A 23,178-nucleotide genomic window follows, 5' to 3' on the forward strand; every position below is an offset into this window, starting at 1 on the left:
TGTCCCTCTCAGCCCTTGGCCACGGCGCGCAGCCGGTCGACGACCTCGGCGCGCAGCTCGGCGGGTTCCAACACGACCACGTCAGGCCCGAACTCCACGAGCCAGGCGTCGAGTCCATGGCCGCTGGGGATCTCCAACTCGTCCCAGCCGTCGCCCAGATCGCGGACGGTCAGGGCACGGGCCCGCAGCGGATAGCCGTGCTCGGCGCGGAGCTTGATCCTGGCGGTGCCGGTGGCGGTCTCCCCGGCCCAGCTCTCCACGGTCTCGCGGACCGTGACGTGATCGGGCACCGGAGCGGTGAACTTCCCTTGCCGCGAACGGACCTTGCCGGTGATCCGGGAGAGCCGGAAGACCCGCTCGGCCTTGCGGTCGCGATCCCAGCCGGCGAGGTACCAGTGGCCGCGCCAGCACTCCAGGATCCACGGTTCGACCTGCCGCTGCTCGGGATGGGCGGCGGTGGACTTGCGGTAGTCGAAGACGACCGGGCGGCGGTCGCGGCAGGCCAGCATCAGCGGCTCGAAGGCGGCCTCGTGGGCGGGGATACGGGGTTCCAGGGCGCTGTGCGGCTGCCCGGCGTCGTAGTCCTCACCCTCGCCGGCCAGCGGCATCCCGGCCGCCCGCAGCTTCTGCAGCGCGCCGCTGGCGGCGCCGGCCAGCCGGGCCTGCTGCCAGATCTTGGCGGCGAGCCCGAGGGCCGCGGCCTCCTCGGCGTCCAGGGTGATCGGGGGGAGGCGGTTGCTGTCGCGGCGGGCGAGGTAGCCGATGTCGCCCTCGATGCCCTCGACGGTCTCGATGACCAGGCCGAGCTCCCGCAGATCGTCCTTGTCCCGCTCGAACATGCGGTTGAAGGAGTCGTCGCCGCTCGCCTCGATGTAGGCCTCGATGGACGATCTGAGCTCGCGCTTGGTCAGCGGGCGTCGCGTCCCCAGCAGGCACAGCGCCAGGTTCATCAACCGCTCGGCCTTGGCAATGGCCATCGACGCCCTTTCTCGTTGAACTCCCGATCGTTGACCGTACCGCTCGGGGTGGTCCAGGTAAAAGCCAGACGAGTAGGCCCCCGCTCCCTTCGTCCGCCCGGAGGGCGGGGCAGACGGTGTCTGGCGCGTGCGATCGCACGGCGGAGGGGCGTCCACGTAGTGGGTCTACGTGGACGATCCCGACAACGCAGCGAGCGCGCGTGCCAGGCATCGTCTGCCAGAAGGGAGCGGGGGCCTACTCGTCTGGGGCCCGTGCCAGGGGTGGCACGGGCCCTCGGATACCTCACAGGAGCGCGGTCCCGGGAGGGACCGGCAACGGTCTCAGACGGCGACCAGGTCGCAGACGAAGATCAGCGTCTCGCCCGGGGCGATGCGGCCGCCGCCGGCGCCGCGGTCGCCGTAGGCGAGGTGCGCGGGGATGGTCAGCCGGCGGCGACCGCCGACCTTCATGCCCTGCACGCCCTGGTCCCAGCCGGCGATGACCTGGCCGGCGCCCAGCTGGAACTCCAGCGGATTGCCGCGGTTCCAGCTCGCGTCGAACTCCTCGCCCGAGCTGAAGGCGACGCCGACGTAGTGGACCTTGACGAAGTCCCCGGCCTTGGCGACCGCCCCGTCACCTTCCCACAGGTCCACGATCTCCAGGTCGGTGGGAGCCGGGCCCTCAGGGAAGTCGATCTCGGGCTTGTCGATGTTCACGGATGTGCTCCTACTTACGAATCTTTACGATTACCGAGCCAGTCTCGCAGATCTTGCAGAGGGCGCGATCAGACCGTGCCGACGATGTCGACCGAGAAGACCAGGGTGTTCTTGGCCAGCTCGTGCTGCGGGCTCGCGCCGTAACCCAGCTTCGGCGGGATCACGATCTCCACCCGGTCACCGACGTGCTTGCCGACCAGAGCCTTGTCCCAGCCCTGGACGACCTGCCCGGTGCCGATCTGGAACGCGGTCGCGCCACCGTGGTCCCAGGACGAGTCGAACTTCTTGCCGTCCTCCCACTTCACACCGGTGTACTGCGCGATCAGCCCGTCGCCGGCCTTCACCTCGCGACCCTTGCCCTTGATCAGGACCTGCTCCTTGAGGTCCTTGGGGGCCTGCTCCCCCTTGGGGACGGTGATCGTCGCGGCCTTGCCGTCGGGCGCCTTCACCTCGGGCATCCCGCTCTCCGGCGACGCCTGGGTGCCCTCGGCCTGCGCCTTCTTGTCGACCTTCTGGGCGCCGACCACATCGACGACCCACACCAGGCCGTCCCCCGGCTTGATGCCGGACTGGGGGTTGAGGCCCTCCCCGATCAGCGCCTTGGCGGTGCCCTCGACCTCGAAGCGGCTGCCGACCTTCTGCCCGGCGACCGCGGTCAGCACCTTCGGCGGCAGCATCTGCTGGGTCATCTGGTCGGTGACCTCGCTGACGACCTGGGTGCGCGGCCCGCCCTTCTTGCTGCCGGGCTGCGGCGTCCAGGTGCTGCCGAGCTTCTGGCCCTTCATCGTCTCCGCGGAGAAGTCCAGCCGGACCAGGTCGCCCTTCTTGACGACCGCGCCGTCCCCCTTGATCAGGGTCTTGGTGACGGCCGTGTCGGACGGCTTGGCGCCCTTCGGCACGGTGATCTTGGGCTGAGCCCCCGCCTTGCCCTCGACCTTGACGACGGCCGCGCCGGACGAGCCCTTGCCGTCGTCGGACCCGCAGGCGGCGGTGAACAGCAGGAGGGGCACGGTCAGCGCAGCCGCAGCGGCGCGACAGGTGTTCTTCGTGAGGTTCATGTGTCCATCTCGGGGCTTGTGGGGAAGGTGGGCAATGCCAGCCACTCTACGACCTGTCCCCGTGGACCTCTCCCGGCACAACACAGCGATGTGCCGGGAGCTCCCCGCTCCCGGCACACCGCCCATTTCCCCGCGGGTCACATCCCGGCGATCAGCTTCTCCACCCGGTCGTCCACCGAACGGAACGGGTCCTTGCACAGGACCGTGCGCTGCGCCTGATCATTGAGCTTGAGGTGCACCCAGTCGACGGTGAAATCGCGCCGCTGCTCCTGGGCCCGGCGGATGAAGTCACCGCGCAGCCGGGCCCGAGTCGTCTGCGGCGGCACCGACTTGCCCTCGAAGATCTTCAAGTCATTGCAGATCCGCGCCGCTTGGCCCTTCCGCTCCAGGAGGTAGTAAAGCCCCCGGCGACGGTGAATGTCGTGATACGCGAGGTCTATCTGCGCCACGCGCGGATGCGACATGGTGATGTTGTTCTTTGCGCGGTAACGCTCGATCAGATGATGTTTCATCACCCAGTCGATCTCGGTGGAGATGCGGTCGAGGTCCTCGTCCCGGATCGCCTCCAGCGTCCGGCCCCACAGCTCCAGCACCCGCTCGACGAGGCCCGTACGGATTCCGCGGCGGTCGCAGAAATCCACCGCCTTTTCGTAGTACTCCTGCTGGACTTCGAGCGCCGACGCCTCGCGCCCGCTGGCCAGCCGCACCTTGCGCTGGCCGGTGATGTCGTGGCTGACCTCGCGGATGGCCCGGATCGGGTTCTCCAGCGTCAGATCGCGCATGACCGTGCCCGCCTCGATCATGCGCAGGACGAGGTCCGTGGCGCCCACCTTGAGCATCATCGTCGTCTCGGACATGTTGGAGTCGCCGACGATGACATGCAGCCGGCGGTAGCGCTCGGCGTCCGCATGCGGCTCGTCCCGGGTGTTGATGATCGGACGGGAGCGGGTGGTCGCCGAGGAGACGCCCTCCCAGATGTGCTCCGCGCGCTGGCTGACGCAGTAGACGGCGCCCCGCGGAGTCTGCAGCACCTTGCCCGCGCCGCACAGCAGCTGACGCGTGACGAGGAACGGGATGAGGATGTCCGCGAGCCGGGAGAACTCGCCATGGCGGGCGACGAGGTAATTCTCGTGGCAGCCGTAGGAGTTTCCCGCCGAATCGGTGTTGTTCTTGAAGAGATAGACGTCGCCCGCGATTCCCTCCTCATGCAGGCGGCGCTCGGCATCGACGAGCAGTCCCTCGAGAATGCGCTCGCCGGCCTTGTCGTGGGTGACCAGCTCGGTCACGTTGTCGCACTCGGGAGTTGCGTATTCCGGGTGCGAACCCACGTCCAAGTACAGGCGGGCGCCGTTCCGCAGGAAGACATTGCTGCTGCGGCCCCATGACACGACACGGCGGAAGAGGTACCGCGCCACTTCGTCAGGCGACAGTCGGCGCTGTCCCCTGAACGTGCACGTGACGCCGTACTCGTTCTCCAGCCCGAAAATGCGGCGGTCCATGACTGAACATTACGCCTGACGGCCTGCTCTGAAACCGGGTTCGGCGGCCCCGTTTCGATCATTTTCCGCCGGAGCCGCATCCGCCGTACGCCGCTCGGGCTCTCCGAGGAATCGCTTCGTCGACAAAAGGACGAGCAGCGCGGCAAGGCCCCCCGCCCCGGCCACCGCGAAACCCGCCGCCGCACCGCCGGCCTCCACCGCCGGGCCGGCCACCGAAGCACCCACGGCCGAGCCGACGCCGAACGTCGTCACCAGCCACGAAAACGCCTCCGTCACCGTCCCCTTGGGCGCATGCCGGTCCACGACCACGAACGCGCAGGCCAGCGCCGGCGCCAGAAACACCCCGGCCACACCCGTCAGGGCCGTCATACCGACCACACCGGGCGCCAGCGCCAGCGGCAGATACCCCAGCGCCAGCAGCGCGACGAGCAGCCGCAGCCGCCCCTCCGGCCGCCCCGGCCACTGCCGCGCGCCGTAGACGATGCCGCCGGCGAGCGCCCCCACGCCCAGCGCGGAGAGCAGCCAGCTGGAGACCATCCCGCCGCCGTGCTCATCGGCGTACGCCACCGCCGCGACCGCTATCGACCCCAGTGCCAGCCCCACGAAGAGGAACGCCCCGATCAGCACCAGCATCCCGGCCGAGCGCAGGGCCCCCAGCCAGTGCGCCTCCCGCGGCGCGCTGCGCCACCGCCGGGACGGCTCGGAGACCACGACGGAGAGCGCACCGAGCACCCCGACCGCGTTGATGACCAGGAGCGCGGCCCCCTCCGACCAGACCGCCACGCACAGCGTCACCAGCAACGGCCCGACCGCGAACATGACTTCCTGCGCCACCGCGTCCAGCGCGTACGCGGCGTGCACCTGGTCCGCGCGCCGCAGCACCCCCGGCCACAGCGCTCGCAGACCGCCCTCCAGGGGCGGGGTGAAGACACCGGCGATCACCATGGCCGCGTAGGACAGCCACAGCACCTCCAGGCCGACGACCGCCAGCAGCGCCATGCCGAGGGCGGAGAGCACCGCGGCGGGCAGCATCACCCGGGGCTGCCCGTAGACGTCCACGGCCCGGCCGAGCAGCGGCTGGCCGATGGCGGTGCACACTCCGTAGACCGCGGTGAGCGCGCCGGCCAGGGCGTATCCGCCGCCCTCGGCGCGCACGAACAGCACCACCGCCAGCGCGGCGGTGGCGTTCGGCAGCCTGCCGACCAGGGTCCCCGCCAGCAGCCGGACCGCATAACGGGTCCTGAGCAGCTCCGCATATCCCGCGGCCATCACCGCTCCTTTCCGTCCGGATCAATCGAACGCGCGAACGTGTTACGTATAACCTGCGCAGTTATACGTACCATGGCGACCACCCGCGGTCCACCCCGCAGCGGCCGAAGCGAGGAGCGAAACACCCGGTGACCAGCAACGAGGGCACGACACCTCCCGGTACCAGCACCGGCTCCACCGGAGCGGCCGGCGCCTCGCGCCCTGGTCGCCCGGTCACCAGCCGGGATGTGGCCCGCGCCGCCGGGGTCTCCCAGGCCGCGGTCTCCCTCGTGCTCGGCGACAAGTGGCAGGGGCGGGTCTCCCCCGGCAAGGCCGAGGCGGTCCGCGCCGCGGCCCGTGAGCTGGACTACCGCCCCAACCTCGCCGCCCGCAGCCTGCGGATGGGCCGCACCCGTACGGTGCTCCTCGTCGTCCCCGCCCTGACCACCGAGTTCTTCGCCCGGGTCTACACCGGCGCGGCCCGGATCGCCGCCGACCACGGCTTCGGCGTCGTCCTGTACCCCTCACCCGAGGGCGTGGGCCCCGCGCGCGACCCGTTCGACTCCGCCGCGGCCACTCTCGACGGCGTGCTCGCCTCCTCCATGGCCGCCGAGGCGCTCACCGCCCTGCGCACCGCCGGCCTGCCGCTGGTCATGCTCGACAGCGACCCCGGCGACGACCGGGCCTCGGCCACCGTCAACCTCGATATCGCCGACGGCGTACGGCAGTTGACCGGCCATCTGCTCGGCCTCGGCCACCGCCGCATCACCCACCTCGCGGCCGCGGTGGACTCCTGGACCTTCGGCGTACGCGCCCGCGCCGTCTCCGAGGCCCTCGACGGCGTCCCCGGCGCACTACTGCGCCGCGAGCCGGCCGCCCTCGGCGTCGACGCCGGACTGCGCGCCGCACATGCCGCCCTGACCGGCCCCGGCCCCCGTCCCACGGCCCTGCTCTGCGACGACGACATCATCGCCGCGGGCGCCTGCAAGGCCGTCCGGCGCCTCGGACTGCGGGTCCCCGAGGACGTCTCCGTCACCGGATTCGACGATCTCGCCCTCGCGCTCGCCGTCGAGCCGGAGCTGACGACCGTACGACTGCCCGCCGAGGACTTCGGCGAGGCCGGTATGCGGGCCCTGATGGCCGTGCTCGACGGCCACCCCGAACCGGCGCCCACCCTGCCGGTGGAGCTGATCACCCGCGGCTCCACCGCCCCGGCGGCGGCCGGTGACAACGCCGCGCGCCCCGGCGGGGAATGACCCACCGGGGCGCGCGATCCGGACAACCGGCCCGGAAGCGGTACGTCAGAGCAACGGCTCCCCTTCGGGACCGTCCTTGTCCGCGGCGTCCTGGCCCTTGGCTCCCTTGCCCTTGGCGCCCTTGGTGCCGCTCTCCTGCTCGGCGGCCCCGGACTCGCCGCCCGCCGCGTCGGCGTCCGCCGCCGGCTCCTCGGCAGCCGCCTCGCCGCTCTCCTCCAGCAGACGGGACAGCTGACGGCCCAGGATCCGCTTGAACTTGCGCTGCTGCGGCCGCGTACGGTCCAGCGTCGCGACCTCCAGCTGCTCGGCGGTCAGCGTGCGCTCACCGCCGTTGGTGTCGCGCGAGAGCGACTCCATGGCCAGCTTCAGCGCCTCGGACAGCGTCATACCGTCGCGGTGGCGCTGGTCGAGGTAGCTGCTGATCTGGTCCGCGTTGCCGCCGACCGCCACCGAGCCGTGCTCGTCGACGATCGAGCCGTCGTGCGGCAGCCGGTAGATCTGGTCGTCCTCGGGGGCGCTGCCGACCTCGGCGACGATCAGCTCGACCTCGTAGGGCTTCTCGGCGGCGCTGGAGAAGATCGTGCCGAGCGTCTGGGCGTAGACGTTGGCGAGGCCGCGCGCGGTGACGTCCTCGCGGTCGTAGGTGTAGCCCCGCAGATCGGCGTAACGCACCCCGCCGATCCGCAGATTCTCGAACTCGTTGTACTTCCCGACCGCCGCGAAGGCGATCCGGTCATAGATCTCGCTGACCTTGTGCAGGGCCCGGGAGGGATTCTCGGCGACGAAGACCACGCCGTCGGTGTACTGCAGCACCACGACACTGCGGCCGCGCGCGATGCCCTTGCGGGCGTACTCGGCGCGATCGGCCATGGCCTGCTGGGGTGAGACATAGAACGGCGTCGACACCGGCTATCCGTCCCTTCCTGTCAAGAGCTCGTTCAGTGGCGAATGCATAGCGGAACATCCGTCCCGTCAGAGCAGCGCGGCACGCGGGCCGTCGGGCTGGTCGAGGCGGCGCTCGTAAATGGCACGGGCGATCTCCGCGACCTCGGAATCGGCGAGCTTCTTGAAGCCCTCGTCGGTGATGACCGTGACGATCGGGTAGATCCGCCGGGCCATGTCGGGCCCGCCGGTCGCCGAGTCGTCGTCGGCGGCGTCGTACAGCGCCTGGACGACGGCGGTGGCCGCCTGATTCTCCGTGAAGTCCTCCTGGAAGAGCTTCTTCAGAGCGCTGCGCGCGAAGACCGAGCCCGAACCCGTCGCCGCGAACCCCTGCTCCTCCGAGCGCCCGCCGGTGACGTCGTACGAGAAGATCCGGCCCTTCTCGCGGTCGAGGTCGAAGCCGGCGAACAGCGGCACCACGGCCAGGCCCTGCATGGCCATCCCGAGATTGCTGCGAATCATCGTCGACAGACGATTCGCCTTGCCCTCCAAGGAGAGTTGGGCGCCCTCGACCTTCTCGAAGTGCTCCAGCTCCAGCTGGAAGAGCTTGACCATCTCGACCGCGAGGCCGGCCGTGCCGGCGATGCCCACCGCGCTGTACTCGTCGGCCGGGAAGACCTTCTCGATGTCCCGCTGCGCGATGACGTTGCCCATCGTGGCCCGCCGGTCGCCGGCGAGCACCACGCCGCCGGAGAACGTCGCGGCCACGATCGTCGTGCCGTGCGGTGCCTCGATGGCGCCCTGCACCGGCGGCAACGGGCGGTTGCCCGGCAGCAGCTCGGGCGAGTGCGCTCCGAGAAAGTCCATGAACGACGAGGATCCAGGCGTCAGGAAGGCAGCTGGTAGACGCCCGGTGCTTCGAGTGTTGGCTTCCACACGATTCCTTCCAGATACTCGGCCGCCCGCCTCAAGACGTCCGGCCGATCCTTGAATTGACCCAAGGCTGCGTTGCAACCGAAGCACGGTACGCCTCGGACCTTACCCGCCTGGTGATCGTGAACCACATGCACGGGGTCGGCATCCAGGCAGATCACGCACATCCGGCGCCGTTCCGCAATTCAGCGCGTCGGGCTCGGTTCGGCGATGCCGGTGGCGCGCGGCCTGACACCCGGCCACGCACTCCCGGCATCGCCCCTGGAGCCCGTCACGCCGATGGCGACCCGCCACGGACGGAGCGAGTAAGGGCACTCGCTCACGTCCGGTCCGGCGCTTCGCCCCCCTCATTCACATAGGTGACTACTGTCCGCCCTTTTGCACGAAGGAGCGCACAAAGTCCTCGGCGTTCTCCTCGAGCACGTCGTCGATCTCGTCCAGGACGGAGTCCACGTCGTCGCTCAGCTTCTCCTGGCGTTCCTTGAGGTCTTCCGAGGCCTGCGCGTCCTGCGTCTGCTCCTCGACCTCTTCCGTGGAACGCGTGGCCTTGGCCTGTCCGCCGCCGCTGTCCTTGGTCGCCATATCCCTCACCCCGCTCGGTTCGCCCCGCTCGATGTGACCTTCAAGATCCGACCCTACAAGCAGGGTCCGACATCGGCCCTGCAGTTGTTGCAACGCCTGGGAGTCACCTCGATGATTCCCGCATCGCGGCGATTTCAGCCGCGAAGCAGCTGTGGATCGCCGCGAATTCTGTCGTGCACCTGCCGTATATCAGCGGCCGGAAAGCGTCCTCACCAGCTCCTCTGCGGTTCGGCAGCGGTCCAGGAGCTCCTTGACGTGCCTGCGGGTCCCGCGCAGCGGCTCCAACGTGGGGACCCGTTGCAGGGAGTCACGACCGGGCAGATCGAAAATGACCGAATCCCATGAGGCCGCAGCGACGTCGTCCGCGTACTGCTCCAGGCAGCGGCCGCGGAAGTACGCCCTGGTGTCCTCTGGGGGCTTCTGCCGGGCGCGCCGGACGTCGGCCTCATCCAGGAGCCGCTTCATCTTCCCGCGGGCCGCCAGACGGTTGTACAGGCCCTTCTCGGGGCGTACGTCGGCGTACTGCAGGTCGATGAGGTGGAGCCGGGCCGCGTCCCAGTCCAGGCCGTCGCGGCGGCGGTAGCCCTCCATCAGCTCGCGCTTGGCGACCCAGTCGAGCTCGCCGGACAGGCTCATCGGGTCGTTCTCCAGCCGGCCGAGCACGTCCTCCCACCGGGTGAGGACGTCCTTGGTCTGCTCGTCCGCATCCGCTCCGTAGCGGTCCTCGACGTATTTGCGGGCCAGCTCGAAGTACTCCATCTGGAGCTGTACGGCGGTGAGCGTGCGGCCGCTGCGGAGGGTGATCAGGTGTTGCAGGGTGGGGTCGTGCGAGACCTGATGGAGGGTGCGTACGGGCTGCTCGACGGCGAGGTCGACGGCGATGAAGCCGTCCTCGATCATGGACAGCACCAGGGCGGTGGTGCCCAGCTTGAGGTACGTGGAGATCTCGGAGAGGTTCGCGTCGCCGATGATCACGTGCAGTCGCCGGTACTTCTCCGCGTCGGCGTGCGGTTCGTCGCGGGTGTTGATGATGGGCCGCTTGAGGGTCGTCTCCAGGCCGACCTCCACCTCGAAGTAGTCGGCGCGCTGGCTGATCTGGAAGCCGTGCTCGTGGCCGTCCTGGCCGATACCGACCCGGCCGGCACCCGTGACCACCTGGCGGGAGACGAAGAACGGCGTCAGGTGCCGCACGATGTCCGAGAAGGGGGTCTCCCGCTTCATCAGGTAGTTCTCGTGCGTGCCGTAGGAGGCGCCCTTGTTGTCGGTGTTGTTCTTGTAGAGGTGGATGGGCTGGGCGCCGGGCACCTGGGCGGCCCGCTCGGCGGCCTCGGCCATGATCCGCTCGCCGGCCTTGTCCCACAGGACGGCGTCGCGCGGGTTGGTGACCTCGGGGGCGCTGTATTCGGGGTGTGCGTGGTCGACGTAGAGCCTGGCACCGTTCGTGAGGATCACATTGGCCAGGCCGATGTCCTCGTCGGTGAGCTGGCTGGCGTCGGCGTTCTCGCGTGCGAGGTCGAAGCCGCGGGCGTCCCGCAGCGGGTTCTCCTCCTCGAAATCCCAGCGGGCACGGCGTGCCCGGTGCATCGCGGCCGCGTAGGCGTTGACTACCTGGGATGAGGTGAGCATGGCATTGGCGTTCGGGTGGCCGGGGACGGAGATCCCGTACTCCGTCTCGATTCCCATTACTCGCCGTACGGTCATGCGGCCCTCCTTGCCCGGCGGCGCCCCCGGATGGGGTCGGCGCTCAAGTACCGCTGAGTCTGCGTTCCGTATGCGTGCCCCACGCCCGCACAGCGTGACGTAGCGGTACCGAAGAGCCTAGAACGCCTTTGCGGCGCTGGGGAGATCATTACAGTCATTGCTCCAGTCCGGTTTTCCCTGGTCCATCGCGCTCTTTATCGGGAGCGTCGGCGATGCTCCCGGAAAAGCGTCCGGCTGCGGACGCCCCGTGCAGGACATCCGCAGCCGGAGAGCGGTGTTACAGGTATTGGCCGGTATTCGCCACCGTGTCGATGGAACGGCCGGTGTCGGCGCCCTGCTTTCCGGTGACCAGGGTGCGGATGTATACGATCCGCTCGCCCTTCTTTCCGGAGATCCGGGCCCAGTCGTCCGGGTTGGTGGTGTTGGGCAGGTCCTCGTTCTCCTTGAACTCGTCCACGCACGCCTGGAGGAGGTGGGAGACCCGCAGACCCTTCTGGTTGTGCTCGAGGAAGGCCTTGATGGCCATCTTCTTTGCGCGTCCTACGATGTTTTCGATCATCGCACCGGAGTTGAAGTCCTTGAAATAGAGGACTTCCTTGTCACCGTTGGCGTAGGTGACCTCCAGGAAGCGGTTCTCCTCGGATTCCGCGTACATCTGCTCGACGACGGACTGAATCATCCCGCTGACCGCCGCCTTGCGCGAGTCGCCGTGTTCGGCGAGGTCGTCGGCGTGCAGCGGGAGATTTTCCGTGAGGTACTTCGAGAAGATGTCCTTGGCGGCCTCCGCGTCCGGGCGCTCGATCTTGATCTTCACATCGAGGCGGCCGGGGCGCAGGATCGCCGGGTCGATCATGTCCTCGCGGTTCGAGGCGCCGATCACGATCACGTTTTCGAGGCCTTCGACACCGTCGATCTCGGAGAGCAGCTGGGGGACGATGGTGTTCTCCACGTCCGAGCTGACTCCGGACCCGCGGGTACGGAAGAGGGAGTCCATCTCGTCGAAGAAGACGATGACGGGGGTGCCCTCGCTGGCCTTCTCCCTGGCGCGCTGAAAGATCAGCCGGATGTGCCGCTCCGTCTCACCGACGTACTTGTTGAGCAGCTCGGGGCCCTTGATGTTGAGGAAGAAGCTCTTCCCCGCGGGCTGCCCGGTCACCTCGGCGACCTTCTTGGCAAGGGAGTTGGCGACCGCCTTGGCGATGAGCGTCTTGCCGCAGCCGGGCGGGCCGTAGAGCAAGACACCCTTGGGCGGACGGAGTTCGTGCTCCTTGAACAGGTCGGGGTAGAGGTACGGGAGCTCGACCGCGTCCCGGATCAGCTCGATCTGGCCGCCCAGACCGCCGATCTTGGTGTAGTCGATGTCCGGGACCTCTTCGAGGACCAGTTCCTCGACCTCGCTCTTGGGGATGACCTCGTAGACGTAGCCGGAGCGGGATTCGAGAAGCAGGGCGTCGCCGGGGCGGATGGTGGTGTCCAGCAGCGGCTCGGCGAGCCTCACCACCCGCTCCTCGTCGGTGTGCCCGATGACCAGGGCGCGCTCGCCGTCCTCAAGGATCTCCTTGAGGGTGACGATGTCGCCGGCGCTCTCGTACTCCATGGCCTCGACCACGTTGAGCGCTTCGTTGAGCATGACCTCCTGGCCGCGCCGGAGCTCCTCGGCCTCCACGCTCGGGCTGACATTCACCCGGAGTTTTCTGCCTCCGGTGAAAATGTCGACCGTGCCGTCCTCGTTCGCCTGCAGGAAGACACCGAAGCCGGCCGGCGGCTGTGCGAGCCGGTCGACCTCTTCCTTGAGGGCGACGATCTGGTCGCGGGCCTCGCGGAGAGTATTGGCGAGACGCTCGTTCTGCGCCGAGACGCCGGCCAGGTTGGTCTGCAGCTCGACGATCCGCTCTTCGAGAATCCTCGTGTGACGCGGAGAGTCGGCGAGCTTGCGTCGCAGGACGGCGATCTCCTGCTCGAGATAGGCAACCTGACCGGCGGGATCTTCAGACCCCCGCCCCGGCCGGATGCCGCGGTTGATGTCGTCGTCGTGGGCTGCCACGGTCCTCACCTCCTCCAAGGAGCTGGACGCTTCCTGACCCTACCTGGGCCGGTGCAGGTTGAAACCCCTAGATCGAAAAGACTGTCGGGGTGTGTCCGATCTTCACCCTTGCGCACGTCCTCACGCCAAGGGAATACCCACCCATCAACATCGGAAAGCGAGCGGTTGTATCGTCGAGTCGGTCAACACCCGTCAGGGCTGGCGCCACTTAGACAAAAACGGTTCACGTACGCAGGAACGGCAGGCGAGATGACCGCGCAGGACGAAGGCCCGGAGCTGGAAGTCTGGATCGACCAGGACCTGTGCACCGGAGACGGTATCTGTGCGCAGTACGCGCCGGAGGTCTTCGAGCTCGATATCGACGGTCTGGCCTATGTGAAGAGCGCCGACGACGAGCTGCTGCAGGACAAGGGCGCCACAACGCCCGTCCCGCTGAAGCTGCTCGCCGACGTGCGGGACTCGGCGAAGGAGTGCCCGGGGGACTGCATCCACGTCCGCCGCGTCGACGACCTCGTCGAGGTCTACGGGCCGGACGCGGAGTAGCCCTCAGGGAGCGGAACGCTCCCCTCCGGCACACCGGGTGACCGGTCAGACACTCTGGGCGCCCATGGCGGCGGGGAGTTCGCTCTCAACGAACTTCCCGCCCCGCCATTGCCACTTGATGTTCTTGTGCACGTCCGGGCAACAGCGCGGCACGTCGAGGTCGGAGTAGCCCAGGAGCTCCGTGGAGACCGCGCCGGCCTTGAGGGCGAGGGTCTGGACGCTGAGCCGCTGCGCGGGCGCCAGGAGGGTCGCCACGACCCGTGGTGCCGCCTTCGCGTCGGTGGGCTGGGCGAGGACGAAGACGCCGCTGGGCGGGGTGCCGGTCTCGCTGTGACAGCGGACCACCGCGACGGTCTCGGTCGTACCGTCGCCGTCGAGGTCGCCGGAGGCCTTCTTCACCACGTCGAGGCGGGTGGGTCCGCAGTCGACGGGGAAGGTCACCCGGCTCGGGTCGGGGGCCGCCGCGGCGGGCTTGCCGGCCCGGGCGTCGCGGGAGGTCGTGGCGGTGGCATCCGGGGGCTGGACGAGGGAGGCGGCCGCGACGACCGCCGAGATGGCGGTGGCGGTGGCGAGCCAGTGCATGGGGCGCGGCTGGGTGTGCAAGAGGTCCTGGCCTGCCATGGGCTGCACGCGGGGTAACTCCTGTGAAGTGCTGTGCCGGTGGGAGTGCCCAGCATCGTTCCACAGGAGGGGGCGGCAAGGAACCAGCTGGGCCGGAGTTTTACGGGTTTCCCATGAGGCGGCCCGGAGGGCTTCACGTGGGCGTCACGGGGGCATCCCGTAGGGCGTCGGGCGGGCCGTCCCGTAGGGGTTCGGTGGGCCCCTGGCCGGTGAACGCAGGGGCGCCGCCGGCGGTTCCCCGGTGGGGGGAACTCGTCGGCGGCGCCTGAGGGTTCGGTGGCCGGATCCGGCCGGTCAGCGGAAGGGCGTCAGTCGCGCCCTTCGGCGGCCGCCCGGTCCTTCCCGGAGGCCGCGGTGTCCTGCCCGCCCGACGCGGCAGTCTCCCGCCCACCCGACGCGGCGGTGTCCCGCCCGCCCGGCCCTGTGTAGTCCTCGCCGTACGCGCCCTTGGCGGGGCGTCGGCGGCGCAGCGGGGGCTCGACGCCGTCCGCGAGGCGGCGGGCGGTGAGCAGGAAGCCGGTGTGGCCGATCATGCGGTGGTCGGGGCGGACGGCGAGGCCCTCGACGTGCCAGGTGCGGACCATGGTCTCCCAGGCCGACGGCTCGTTGAAGGTGCCGTGCTCGCGGATCGCCTCTACGGTGCGGGCCATCTGCGTGGTCGTGGCGACGTAGGCGCAGAGGATGCCACCGGGGACCAGGGCCTTGGAGACGGCCTCCAGGCACTCCCAGGGGGCGAGCATGTCGAGGATGACGCGGTCGACGTCGGTGTCGGAGAGGTTGTCCTGGAGGTCACCGACGGTGAGCGTCCATGCGGGGTGCGGGCCCCCGAAGTAGCGCTCGACGTTCTGGGTGGCGATCTCGGCGAAGTCGGCGCGGCGCTCGTAGGAGTGCAGCATGCCGTCGTCGCCGATGGCGCGCAGCAGGAAGCTGCTGAGCGAGCCGGAGCCCACACCGGCCTCGACGACGCGGGCGCCGGGGAAGATGTCGGCCATCGCCAGGATCTGCCCCGCGTCCTTGGGGTAGACCACGGCGGCACCGCGGGGCATGGACAGGACGTAGTCGGGGAGCAGCGGGCGCAGCGCAAGGTAGGCGACGTTCCCGGTGGTACGGACAACACTGCCCTCGGGAGCACCGATCAGCTCGTCGTGGGGGAAGGCTCCCTTGTGGGTGTGGAAGCTCTTGCCCTCTTCGAGCGTGAAGGTGTAGTGGCGTCCCTTGGGGTCGGTGAGCTGGACCTGGTCCCCGACCTTGAAGGGCCCGCGACGGCGGGCGGCACCGGTCGGTTCGGACATGTGACCAGCCTACCGGCCCGTTGGGGCGCCGCGGACCAGTGGGCGGGGCCGGGCGCGGCCCCGGAGGCGAGCCGAGCCCCGTCAAGCCGCCTTGCGGGCCATCGCGGAGACGAAGGCCCGCTCGACGTCGGCGGTGGACAGGACGCCGTAGATCTCGCCGGTCTCCTCGACGACCAGGTATTCGGTGGCGGGGGTGGCGCGCAGGTAGTCCAGGAGGTCCTCGCCGGCGAGCTCGGCGGAGACCCGCATACCGTCCTTGAGGTCCTGGGCGAGCGTGCCCACGGGCACCCAGGGGCGGCGGTGGTCGGGGACACCGACGATGGCGGCCTCACGGACGAGCGCGGTGGGCGCGCCCTGCGGGTCGACGACGACCAGGGCGCGGGCGCCGGCGTCGTTGGCACGGCGCAGCGCCTCGGAGAGCGGTGTGGCGGTCTCGACGGGCACCGCGCGCCGGGTCAGGGTGCGGGCGGTGAGGTCGGGGAGGCGTTCGCGCAGCCGGGCCATGCGCAGGCTGTTGCCGGCGCCGGTCCAGATGATGGCGGCGAGGATCGCGGCGAGCAGGGCGTCGGTGAGCGAGTCGGCGCCGCCGAGCTCGGGGCGGTCGTTGCCCAGGGCCCCGGTGTGGGTGAGCAGCGGCAGCCCGATGAGGACGGTGACGGCGAGCGCGCGGCCGACCCAGGCGGCGGCGACGGTGCCGCGCATCGCGTTGCCGGTGATCTTCCACACGACGGCGCGCAGCATCCGGCCGCCGTCCAGGGGGAGGCCGGGCAGCAGGTTGAAGATCGCGACGATGAGGTTGGAGATCATCAGGCCGGCGAGCAGGACGCCGGGGACCGTGCCGGGCTCGACGATGTGCATCCCGGCGTAGAAGACGCCGGCGAGGACGAGGGAGAGCAGCGGGCCGACGAAGGCGAGGACGAACTCCCTGCCGGGTGTCTCGGTCTCCTTCTCGATCTCCGAGACGCCGCCGAAGAACTGCAGCTGGATGCGGCGTACGGGGAGCTTGAAGCGGAGCGCGGCGACGGTGTGCGCCAGCTCGTGGACGAGCACCGAGGCGTAGAAGGCGACGGCGAAGAAGAGCGAGACGAGGTAGCGGGCGGCGCCGAGTTCGGGCAGCACCCGCTCCAGCTGGCCGCCGAAGACCCAGGTGATCAGGGCCGCGACGAGGAACCAGCTGGGGGCCACGTAGACGGGCACGCCGAAGGGACGGCCCATCAGGATGCCGCCTCCGCCCGGCTTCTTGCCCGGCGGCGGCACTTTCGGCCCGCCGGCCCCCTGAGACGGCTCGGGCGGCTCGGGCGGCTGGGGCCGCACGGACTCCTCGGGATCCTGCGGCTTCCCGCTGTCGTCCACGGTCTGGCGTCCCCTCATCGAATACGGCATTCGCCCCTGCTCGGCCTGATATCTCGATCATGCAGGGCGAAAGGGTCCGGCGTCGATGGTATGCGGAGCGTTCGGGCCCGGTCCGTTGCGGGGCCCTTACCGCTCGTGGCCGTTCGGCGCTTGTCAGTGGCGGGCCGTAGGGTTCTGTGGCATGGGATGGAGCATGGAGCAGGCCGGGGCGGAGACGCAGGGTGTCGAGGCGGCCGCGGCGGGGCCGGACGAGGGCCGGCGGGCGCGGCCGCCGATGGCGCTGTCGCCGTCGCGGGCCGGCGATTTCATGCAGTGCCCGCTGCTGTACCGCTTCCGGGTGATCGACAAGCTGCCGGAGAAGCCGAGCGCGGCGGCGACCCGGGGCACGGTCGTGCACGCGGTGCTGGAGCGGCTCTTCGACGCGCCGGCGGCGGAGCGTACGGCGGCCGGCGCGCGGGAGATGGTGCCGGGCGAGTGGGAGCGGCTGCTGGCCAAGCGGCCGGAGCTGGCGGAGCTGTTCGCGGACGACCCGGAGGGCGAGCGGCTGGCGGGGTGGCTGGCGGAGGCCGAGGCGCTGGTGGAGCGGTGGTTCTCGCTGGAGGACCCGACGCGGCTGGAGCCGGCCGACCGCGAGCTGTATGTGGAGACGGTGCTGGATTCGGGGCTGCAGCTGCGGGGGTTCATCGACCGGGTGGACGTCGCGCCGACGGGCGAGGTGCGGATCGTCGACTACAAGACCGGTAAGGCGCCGCGGCCGCAGTACGCCGAGGGCGCGCTGTTCCAGATGAAGTTCTACGCGCTGGTGGTGTGGCGGCTGCGCGGGGTGGTGCCGCGCCGGTTGCAGCTGGTCTATCTGGGCAGCGGCGATGTGCTGACGTACGACCCCAGCGAGGCCGATCTGCGGGGCGTGGAGCGGAAGTTGCTGGCGCTGTGGGAGGCGATCCGGCTGGCGACGGAGACCGGCGACTGGCGACCGCGCCCGACGAAGCTGTGCGGCTGGTGCGACCACCAGGCGCACTGTCCGGAATTCGGCGGCACTCCCCCGGTGTACCCGCTGCAGGTGCGCCCGGCGGACGGCGGTGTGGTGCCGCAGGGCAGAATGGAGACGATCTAGGGTCTGCCCGATGACCCGTCAGACCGGCTCCAGGGGGAACGACACCCCTGGGGCCGGTCCGGGCACAACGAAGGAGAACTCGTGGCCATCCGCGTCCTGCTGGTCGACGACCAGCCCCTGCTGCGTACGGGATTCCGGATGATTCTGGAGGCGGAGCAGGATCTGGCGGTCGTCGGCGAGGCCGGTGACGGTCTGCAGGCGCTGGAGCAGGTGCGGGCGCTGCAGCCCGACGTGGTGCTGATGGACATCCGGATGCCCCGGATGGACGGTGTCGAGGCGACCCGGCAGATCACCGGCCCGGCCAAGGACGGCCCGGCGAAGGTGCTGGTGCTGACGACGTTCGACCTGGACGAGTACGTCGTCGAGGCGCTGCGGGCCGGGGCCAGCGGCTTTCTGCTGAAGGACGCGCCGGCCCATGAGCTGGTGCAGGCGATCCGGGTGGTGGCCGCGGGCGAGGCGATGCTGGCGCCGAGCATCACCCGCCGGCTGCTGGACAAGTACGCCGGGCATCTGCCGTCGGGCGAGGAGCCGGTGCCGGACACCCTGCACACCCTCACCGAGCGCGAGGTGGAGGTGCTCAAGCTGGTGGCGCGCGGGCTGTCGAACGCCGAGATCGCCGCGGATCTGTTCGTGAGCGAGACGACGGTCAAGACGCACGTGGGGCATGTGCTGACGAAGCTGGGGCTGCGCGACCGGGTGCAGGCGGCGGTGTACGCCTACGAGAGCGGTCTGGTGCGCCCGGGCGCGCAGTAGGCCGAGGTACGCATACGGCGGCGGGGCCGGTCCGGGGATGTCCCGGGCCGGCCCCGCCGCCGTGTGGGTGGCGCCTGGTCAGGCGACGGTGGCCTTGCTGATCTCCCAGAACCGGAAGACGGTCGAGGAGTCCAGGGTCCATTCGAGGCCGGTGACGCCGTCGCGGGCGACCGCGTACTGCTTGCCCTGCCAGATCGGGATGATCGGCACGTCCTTGGCGACGATGTCCTGCAGCTCCCGGAACGCGGCCTTGGTGGCGGCGCGGTCCTGCTGGTCGGCCGTCTTGGGCAGCAGCCGGCCGGTGATCTCGGAGGAGCTGTAGTTGTTGGACAGCACGCTGTCCTTGCCGAAGAACGGCTGGGTGAAGTTGTCGGGGTCCGGGTAGTCCGGGACCCAGCCCTTGACGTAGACGCCGAACCGGCCGTCGCGCACGCCCTTGTCGTACTCGTCGGTGGTCACCGAGCGCACCTTGGCGTCGAACAGGCCGCTGGCGTTGAGCTGTTGGGCGATCTCCTGGAAGGCGGGGACGGTGCCCGGCCCGAAGCGGTCGGGGGTGGCCCACAGCGTGAGCGGCACCTTGCCGTTCAGGCCCGCGGAGCGCAGCGCGGCCTTGGCCTTCTCGGGCTGCGGACGGTCGCCGTAGGTGTTGAAGAAGGAGGTGTTGTGGCCGGTGATGCCGGCCGGGACGATCGAGTAGAGCGGCTCGGCGGTGCGCTGGTAGACGTCCCGGACGAGCGTGGAGCGGTCCAGGAGGTAGGCGATCGCCTTGCGGACGCCCAGCTTGCCGGCGACCGGGTCCTTGAGGTTGAAGACCAGGTGCATGACCTCGGCGCTGCCGCCCTCGATGACCTTGGTGCCGTGCTGCTGGTGCAGGGAGGCGCCGTCGAGGTGGGCGATGTCCTTCATGGCCAGGCCTCGGTAGGCGAGGTCGACGCCACCGCTCTGGACGGCCTTCTTCAGCTTCTCCGGGGCGCCGAAGAACTTCACGGTCATCCCGGAGTTCTTGACCTTCGCGGGGCCCTTGTAGGACTCGTTGACGGCGAAGACGGCCTGCTCGCGCCCGTACTCCTTGAGGGTGTAGACACCGGAGCCGATGGCCTTGCCGTCGGTGCGGAGCCGGTCGGCGGGGTACTGGGTGTGGTCGACGATGGAGCCGGCACCCGAGGCGATCTTCATGGGGAAGGTGGCGTCGGGCGTCTTCAGGCGGAAGACCACGGTCTTGGCGTCCGGCGTCTCGACCCGCTCCAGCGCGGCGAACATCACGGCGGGGCCGTTCTTGTCCTTGATGCGCTTGGTGCGGTCGAAGGAGTACTTGACGTCCTTGGAGGTCAGCGCGTCACCGTTGCTGAAGGTGAGGCCGTCCTTGAGGGTGCAGCGGTACACCTTGCTGTCGGTGTCGGTGAAGGAGCAGCTCTTGGCCGCCTCCGGCTCGGGGTTGGTGCCGCCCTTGGGGAAGCTCAGCAGGGACTGGAAGACGTTGTTGAACAACAGCCAGGACCCCGGGTCGTAGCCTGCTGCGGGGTCGGTGGCCACGACCTTGTCCGTCATTCCCATGACCACGGGCTCGCCGTTGCCGGCCGCTCCCGAGTCGTCCGTGCCGCACCCGGCGAGCGCGAGCAGAGCTGTTGCCAGCCCCGCTCCGATCGGGGCGGCCAGCCACTGGTCACGCTTCCTCACTAATGTCCTCACGATCTGGGTGGTGCCTGTCAGGCCGCGGCGAAGAGGCCGCGGCGGGGGTTGTGCGATGTGGTCTCGAGCCGCCGGCTCAGTCGGCGACGCCGCGGCCGAGCTCCCAGAACTGCAGCGTCGAGGAGGAGTTGAGGGCCCACTCGACGCCGGTGATGTCATCGCGGGCGGCGACGTACTGCTTGCCCTGCCAGAGCGGGAGGAGCGGTACGTCCTCGGCGATGATGTCCTGCACCTGCTTGAAGTCGGCCGCGGCGGCGTTGCGGTCGGACTGCTGGCGGCTGGACGGGATCAGCTGGGACTCGATCTTCGCGTTGCGGTACGGGGAGCCGAGGAAGTTCTGCTTGCCGATGAACGGCGCGACGTAGTTGTCGGCATCCGGGATGTCGGGGAACCAGCCCATGTTGAAGACGCTGTACTTGCCGTCCAGCGAGTCGGTGCGGAACTGCTGCCAGCTGTCGACACCCTTGAGGCTGACGTCGAACAGCTTGGTGCGGTTCAGCTGGCCCTGCAGCGCACGGACCTCCTTGACCGTACTGGAGCCGTAGTGGCCCGTCGTGTACGTCAGGGTGAACTTCACCGGGGTGGTGATGTTGGCCTGCCGCAGGGTCTTGCGGGCGGCCGCGGCGTTGGGGTTCCCGTACTTGTTGAAGAACGAGTTGATGTGGCCGGTGAGGCCGGTGGGGACCATCGAGAAGAGCGGGTCGCCGGTGTAGGAGTAGACGTTGCGCACCAGGTCCGAGCGGTTGATGATCTGCGCCATCGCCTGCCGCACGGCCTTGTTGGAGACGACCGGGTCCTTGGTGTTGAAGGCGAGGTAGCGGATCTCCTGGCCGGGCATCTCCTGCAGCGCGATGTGCTGGTCGCGGGCGTTCGTCAGACCCTTGACCTGGTCGGGCGACAGACCGCGGTTCATCACGTCGACGGTGCCCTTGCGCAGCGCCCGCTCCGTGGAGGCGGAGTCGGTGAAGAAGCGCATCTCGACCTTGTCGTTCTTCGCCTTCACCGCGCCCTTGTAGTCGGGGTTCGCGGTGAAGAGGGCCTTGGTGACGCGGTTGCCGCTGCGCTCGACCTTGAGGGTGTACGGGCCGGAGCCGACCACGTCGAAGCCGCTGTAGAGGCGGCCCTTGGGGTACACCTCGGGGTCGACGATCGACGCGGCGGGCGTGGTGAGCTTCTGCGGGAAGGTGGCGTCGGGCTTGTTGAGGTGGAAGACCACCTCGGTGGCGCTGGGCGCCTCGACCTTGTCGATGCCTTCGAGCAGCGACACCGGACCATTGGTGTTGTTGATGGTCTTCATGCGGTCGATGGAGAACTTGACGTCCTCCGCCGTGAGCGCATGCCCGTTCGAGAACTTCAGGCCGCTGCGCAGCGTGCAGCGGTACTGCTCGTTCTGGGTGTCGCGGAACCCGCAGGACGAGGCCGCCTCGGGCACCGGCGCGGTGCCGCTGCGCGGCAGCCGCAGCAGCGTCTGGAGGGTGCCCTGCAGCACGTTCCAGGCGTCGATGTCGTAGGCCTGCGCCGGGTCGAGGGGCGCCGGGGCCGCCTTGGTGGCCTCGATGGGTGTGGCCACGCCCACGACGATCGGATCGCCGCCTTCGCCCGCGCCGTCGGTGCTTCCACAGGCGGCGAGAACGGGGGCAAGTAGACCGGCCAGCGCCGGCAGCACCAGGGTCTTGCGATTCATCGTGGGCAGGTTCCTTATCAGCGCAGCAGTGTTGCTCGCGTCGACATTAGTAGGAACGGCCAGCCGCGCTCAGACGCAAAGGAGTTGAAACGATATGGCACCTGGATAACGATGCGGGGTGATCGATATTCGGACGGCGGAACGTTTCGCGCGTTGCTCCACCAATGCGGACACTTACCCCCGTAGGAACCACCGAAGAGGGGCCCTGGAGCACCTGCCGGGCCCGCTGTCGACGGCCAGGCACGTGAGAAACGTCACGCGTTCAAGGAACCCCGGCGATGCGTCAATTCGGTCAGTGTATTCGTCACGGAAAATGAGCGGGCCACTGCCCTCAGTTCCGTCGGCTTTCCCGGTGACACGCTCAGTGCACGCCGCCGCGGCTTTCCGTGATGAGCGCCCGGAGAAATGGCAGGTCGACTTCTTCCAGCGAGCGGACGACCGTACGGCCGACGGCTGGCGGGATCGGTGTCACCGAGGGCACCGCGACGACCGGGCAGCCGGCCGCCTCCCCCGCCGTCACGCCGGTCAGGGTGTCCTCGACGACGGCGCAGCGCGCGGGGTCCGCGCCCAGCCGCGCGGCGGCCGTCAGATACGGATCGGGGTGCGGCTTGGTGCGCGCCAGGTCGTCGCCCGCGAGCGTCAGCCGGAAGTTCTCCCGGCCGAGCGAGTGCAGCATCTGGTCGACGACGGCGCGGTGCGAGGCGGTGACCAGCGCCGTGGGCACGCCGTGGGCGGCCAGCTCGGCGAGCAGCCTGCGGGCACCCGGCATCAGCGGCACGCCCCGCTGGATGCGGGCCAGGAACGCGGCATTGAGCAGCACGCTGAGCTCGGTCAGGCTGATGTCGACGCCGGTGACCTGGATCAGGTAGTTGGCGCTGCGGGTCATCGGGCCGCCGACCACCACCTCGCGGTGGGCGTCGTCCAGGATGTGGCCGAGCTCGGCGAAGACCTGCGCCTCGGCCTCCCACCAGAAGCCCTCGGTGTCGACGAGGGTGCCGTCCAGGTCCAGGAATACGGCCTGGAGGGTCGCGGCTTCGGCCGTGCGGGTGCCGACTGCGGGGATGCTGCTGGTCATCCATCCACCTCCACTGCGACGGTCCCCGAAGGGACGAAAGGGCCGGTCGTCATCCCCGGCTGGGGGGAAACGACCGGCCACTACCGGACCGACCAGTGTACGACGGTGTGCGCCGGAATGCGCGATGACACAGGTCGGGGCCGTCCGGAGGGCTCCCCGGACGACCCCGACCCGCTTA

At 69.6% G+C, this 23,178-nt stretch carries 21 protein-coding genes; 4 read left to right on the forward strand and 17 right to left on the reverse strand.

The annotated features are described in order from the left end of the window. Positions 1-8 precede the first annotated feature (8 nt). From WAB15_RS09180 to WAB15_RS09200, 5 genes are all read right to left on the reverse strand, one after another. Positions 9-977 carry a helix-turn-helix transcriptional regulator gene (locus WAB15_RS09180; RefSeq protein WP_407285919.1) on the reverse strand — a complete coding sequence of 323 codons (969 nt, stop codon included), beginning with the start codon at positions 975-977 and terminating at the stop codon, positions 9-11. 321 nt (positions 978-1,298) lie between these two features. Continuing rightward, positions 1,299-1,673: an FKBP-type peptidyl-prolyl cis-trans isomerase gene (locus WAB15_RS09185; protein WP_399144300.1), complete on the reverse strand. Its 375-nt coding sequence runs from the start codon at positions 1,671-1,673 to the stop codon at positions 1,299-1,301. 68 nt (positions 1,674-1,741) lie between these two features. Next, a complete protein-coding gene (locus WAB15_RS09190) occupies positions 1,742-2,731 on the reverse strand; it encodes an FKBP-type peptidyl-prolyl cis-trans isomerase (protein WP_399144301.1) in 990 nt (329 codons plus the stop codon). Between the two features lie 137 nt (positions 2,732-2,868). Next, complete coding sequence (pafA, locus tag WAB15_RS09195; protein ID WP_399144302.1) at positions 2,869-4,230, reverse strand: Pup--protein ligase; 1,362 nt, start codon at positions 4,228-4,230, stop codon at positions 2,869-2,871. Positions 4,231-4,239: 9 nt separating this feature from the next. Then, on the reverse strand, positions 4,240-5,499 hold the full coding sequence (locus WAB15_RS09200) for an MFS transporter (RefSeq protein ID WP_407285920.1): 1,260 nt from the start codon (positions 5,497-5,499) through the stop codon (positions 4,240-4,242). A gap of 128 nt (positions 5,500-5,627) precedes the next feature. Between WAB15_RS09200 and WAB15_RS09205 the strand changes: the two genes are divergently transcribed. Next, the gene (locus WAB15_RS09205) at positions 5,628-6,734 is read left to right on the forward strand and encodes a LacI family DNA-binding transcriptional regulator (RefSeq protein ID WP_407285921.1); all 1,107 of its coding nucleotides are present in this window, start codon (positions 5,628-5,630) and stop codon (positions 6,732-6,734) included. Between the two features lie 45 nt (positions 6,735-6,779). Here WAB15_RS09205 and prcA read toward each other — a convergent pair whose 3' ends face one another. The 6 genes from prcA to arc all read right to left on the reverse strand — a co-directional run bounded on the left by prcA (position 6,780) and on the right by arc (position 12,876). Continuing rightward, positions 6,780-7,640, reverse strand: a complete 861-nt coding sequence (prcA, locus tag WAB15_RS09210; protein ID WP_399144305.1) for a proteasome subunit alpha — start codon at positions 7,638-7,640, stop codon at positions 6,780-6,782. 66 nt (positions 7,641-7,706) lie between these two features. Next, a complete protein-coding gene (gene prcB, locus WAB15_RS09215) occupies positions 7,707-8,552 on the reverse strand; it encodes a proteasome subunit beta (protein ID WP_407285922.1) in 846 nt (281 codons plus the stop codon). Next, positions 8,504-8,716 (reverse strand): endonuclease domain-containing protein, encoded by a 213-nt coding sequence (locus tag WAB15_RS09220; protein ID WP_407285923.1) that lies wholly within the window; start codon positions 8,714-8,716, stop codon positions 8,504-8,506. Before WAB15_RS09220 ends, prcB begins: the two co-directional genes overlap by 49 nt. Positions 8,717-8,912: 196 nt before the next feature. Further along, the gene (locus tag WAB15_RS09225) at positions 8,913-9,131 is read right to left on the reverse strand and encodes a ubiquitin-like protein Pup (protein WP_006607619.1); all 219 of its coding nucleotides are present in this window, start codon (positions 9,129-9,131) and stop codon (positions 8,913-8,915) included. 189 nt (positions 9,132-9,320) lie between these two features. After that, positions 9,321-10,832: a depupylase/deamidase Dop gene (gene dop / locus WAB15_RS09230; protein WP_399144310.1), complete on the reverse strand. Its 1,512-nt coding sequence runs from the start codon at positions 10,830-10,832 to the stop codon at positions 9,321-9,323. A 277-nt stretch (positions 10,833-11,109) separates the two neighbouring features. Next, positions 11,110-12,876 carry a proteasome ATPase gene (arc, locus tag WAB15_RS09235; protein ID WP_407285924.1) on the reverse strand — a complete coding sequence of 589 codons (1,767 nt, stop codon included), beginning with the start codon at positions 12,874-12,876 and terminating at the stop codon, positions 11,110-11,112. A gap of 249 nt (positions 12,877-13,125) precedes the next feature. On the opposite strand from arc, the gene WAB15_RS09240 reads away from it, so the two are divergent. Then, positions 13,126-13,419, forward strand: a complete 294-nt coding sequence (locus tag WAB15_RS09240; RefSeq protein ID WP_399144312.1) for a ferredoxin — start codon at positions 13,126-13,128, stop codon at positions 13,417-13,419. A gap of 45 nt (positions 13,420-13,464) precedes the next feature. On the opposite strand, the gene WAB15_RS09245 is transcribed toward WAB15_RS09240, so the two are convergent. From WAB15_RS09245 to WAB15_RS09255, 3 genes are all read right to left on the reverse strand, one after another. After that, a complete protein-coding gene (locus tag WAB15_RS09245; protein ID WP_399144524.1) occupies positions 13,465-14,040 on the reverse strand; it encodes a hypothetical protein in 576 nt (191 codons plus the stop codon). Between the two features lie 308 nt (positions 14,041-14,348). Beyond that, positions 14,349-15,332: a tRNA (adenine-N1)-methyltransferase gene (locus WAB15_RS09250; RefSeq protein WP_407285925.1), complete on the reverse strand. Its 984-nt coding sequence runs from the start codon at positions 15,330-15,332 to the stop codon at positions 14,349-14,351. Positions 15,333-15,413: 81 nt separating this feature from the next. Then, complete coding sequence (locus tag WAB15_RS09255; RefSeq protein WP_407285926.1) at positions 15,414-16,685, reverse strand: site-2 protease family protein; 1,272 nt, start codon at positions 16,683-16,685, stop codon at positions 15,414-15,416. A gap of 181 nt (positions 16,686-16,866) precedes the next feature. On the opposite strand from WAB15_RS09255, the gene WAB15_RS09260 reads away from it, so the two are divergent. Continuing rightward, on the forward strand, positions 16,867-17,799 hold the full coding sequence (locus tag WAB15_RS09260) for a RecB family exonuclease (protein WP_399144315.1): 933 nt from the start codon (positions 16,867-16,869) through the stop codon (positions 17,797-17,799). Between the two features lie 81 nt (positions 17,800-17,880). After that, positions 17,881-18,552 (forward strand): response regulator transcription factor, encoded by a 672-nt coding sequence (locus WAB15_RS09265; RefSeq protein WP_066975498.1) that lies wholly within the window; start codon positions 17,881-17,883, stop codon positions 18,550-18,552. Positions 18,553-18,630: 78 nt separating this feature from the next. Here the strand turns inward: WAB15_RS09265 and WAB15_RS09270 are convergent, their stop codons facing one another. The 3 genes from WAB15_RS09270 to WAB15_RS09280 all read right to left on the reverse strand — a co-directional run bounded on the left by WAB15_RS09270 (position 18,631) and on the right by WAB15_RS09280 (position 23,000). After that, positions 18,631-20,229 (reverse strand): ABC transporter substrate-binding protein, encoded by a 1,599-nt coding sequence (locus WAB15_RS09270; protein ID WP_399144316.1) that lies wholly within the window; start codon positions 20,227-20,229, stop codon positions 18,631-18,633. Positions 20,230-20,317: 88 nt separating this feature from the next. Then, the gene (locus WAB15_RS09275) at positions 20,318-21,925 is read right to left on the reverse strand and encodes an ABC transporter substrate-binding protein (protein WP_407285927.1); all 1,608 of its coding nucleotides are present in this window, start codon (positions 21,923-21,925) and stop codon (positions 20,318-20,320) included. A 361-nt stretch (positions 21,926-22,286) separates the two neighbouring features. Beyond that, entirely contained in the window at positions 22,287-23,000 is a 714-nt protein-coding gene (locus WAB15_RS09280; protein ID WP_399144318.1) for an HAD family hydrolase, read from the reverse strand. Positions 23,001-23,178 lie beyond the last annotated feature (178 nt).

It is taken from the genome of Streptomyces sirii (genome assembly GCF_045690365.1).
Lineage (GTDB): Bacteria > Actinomycetota > Actinomycetes > Streptomycetales > Streptomycetaceae > Streptomyces > Streptomyces sirii.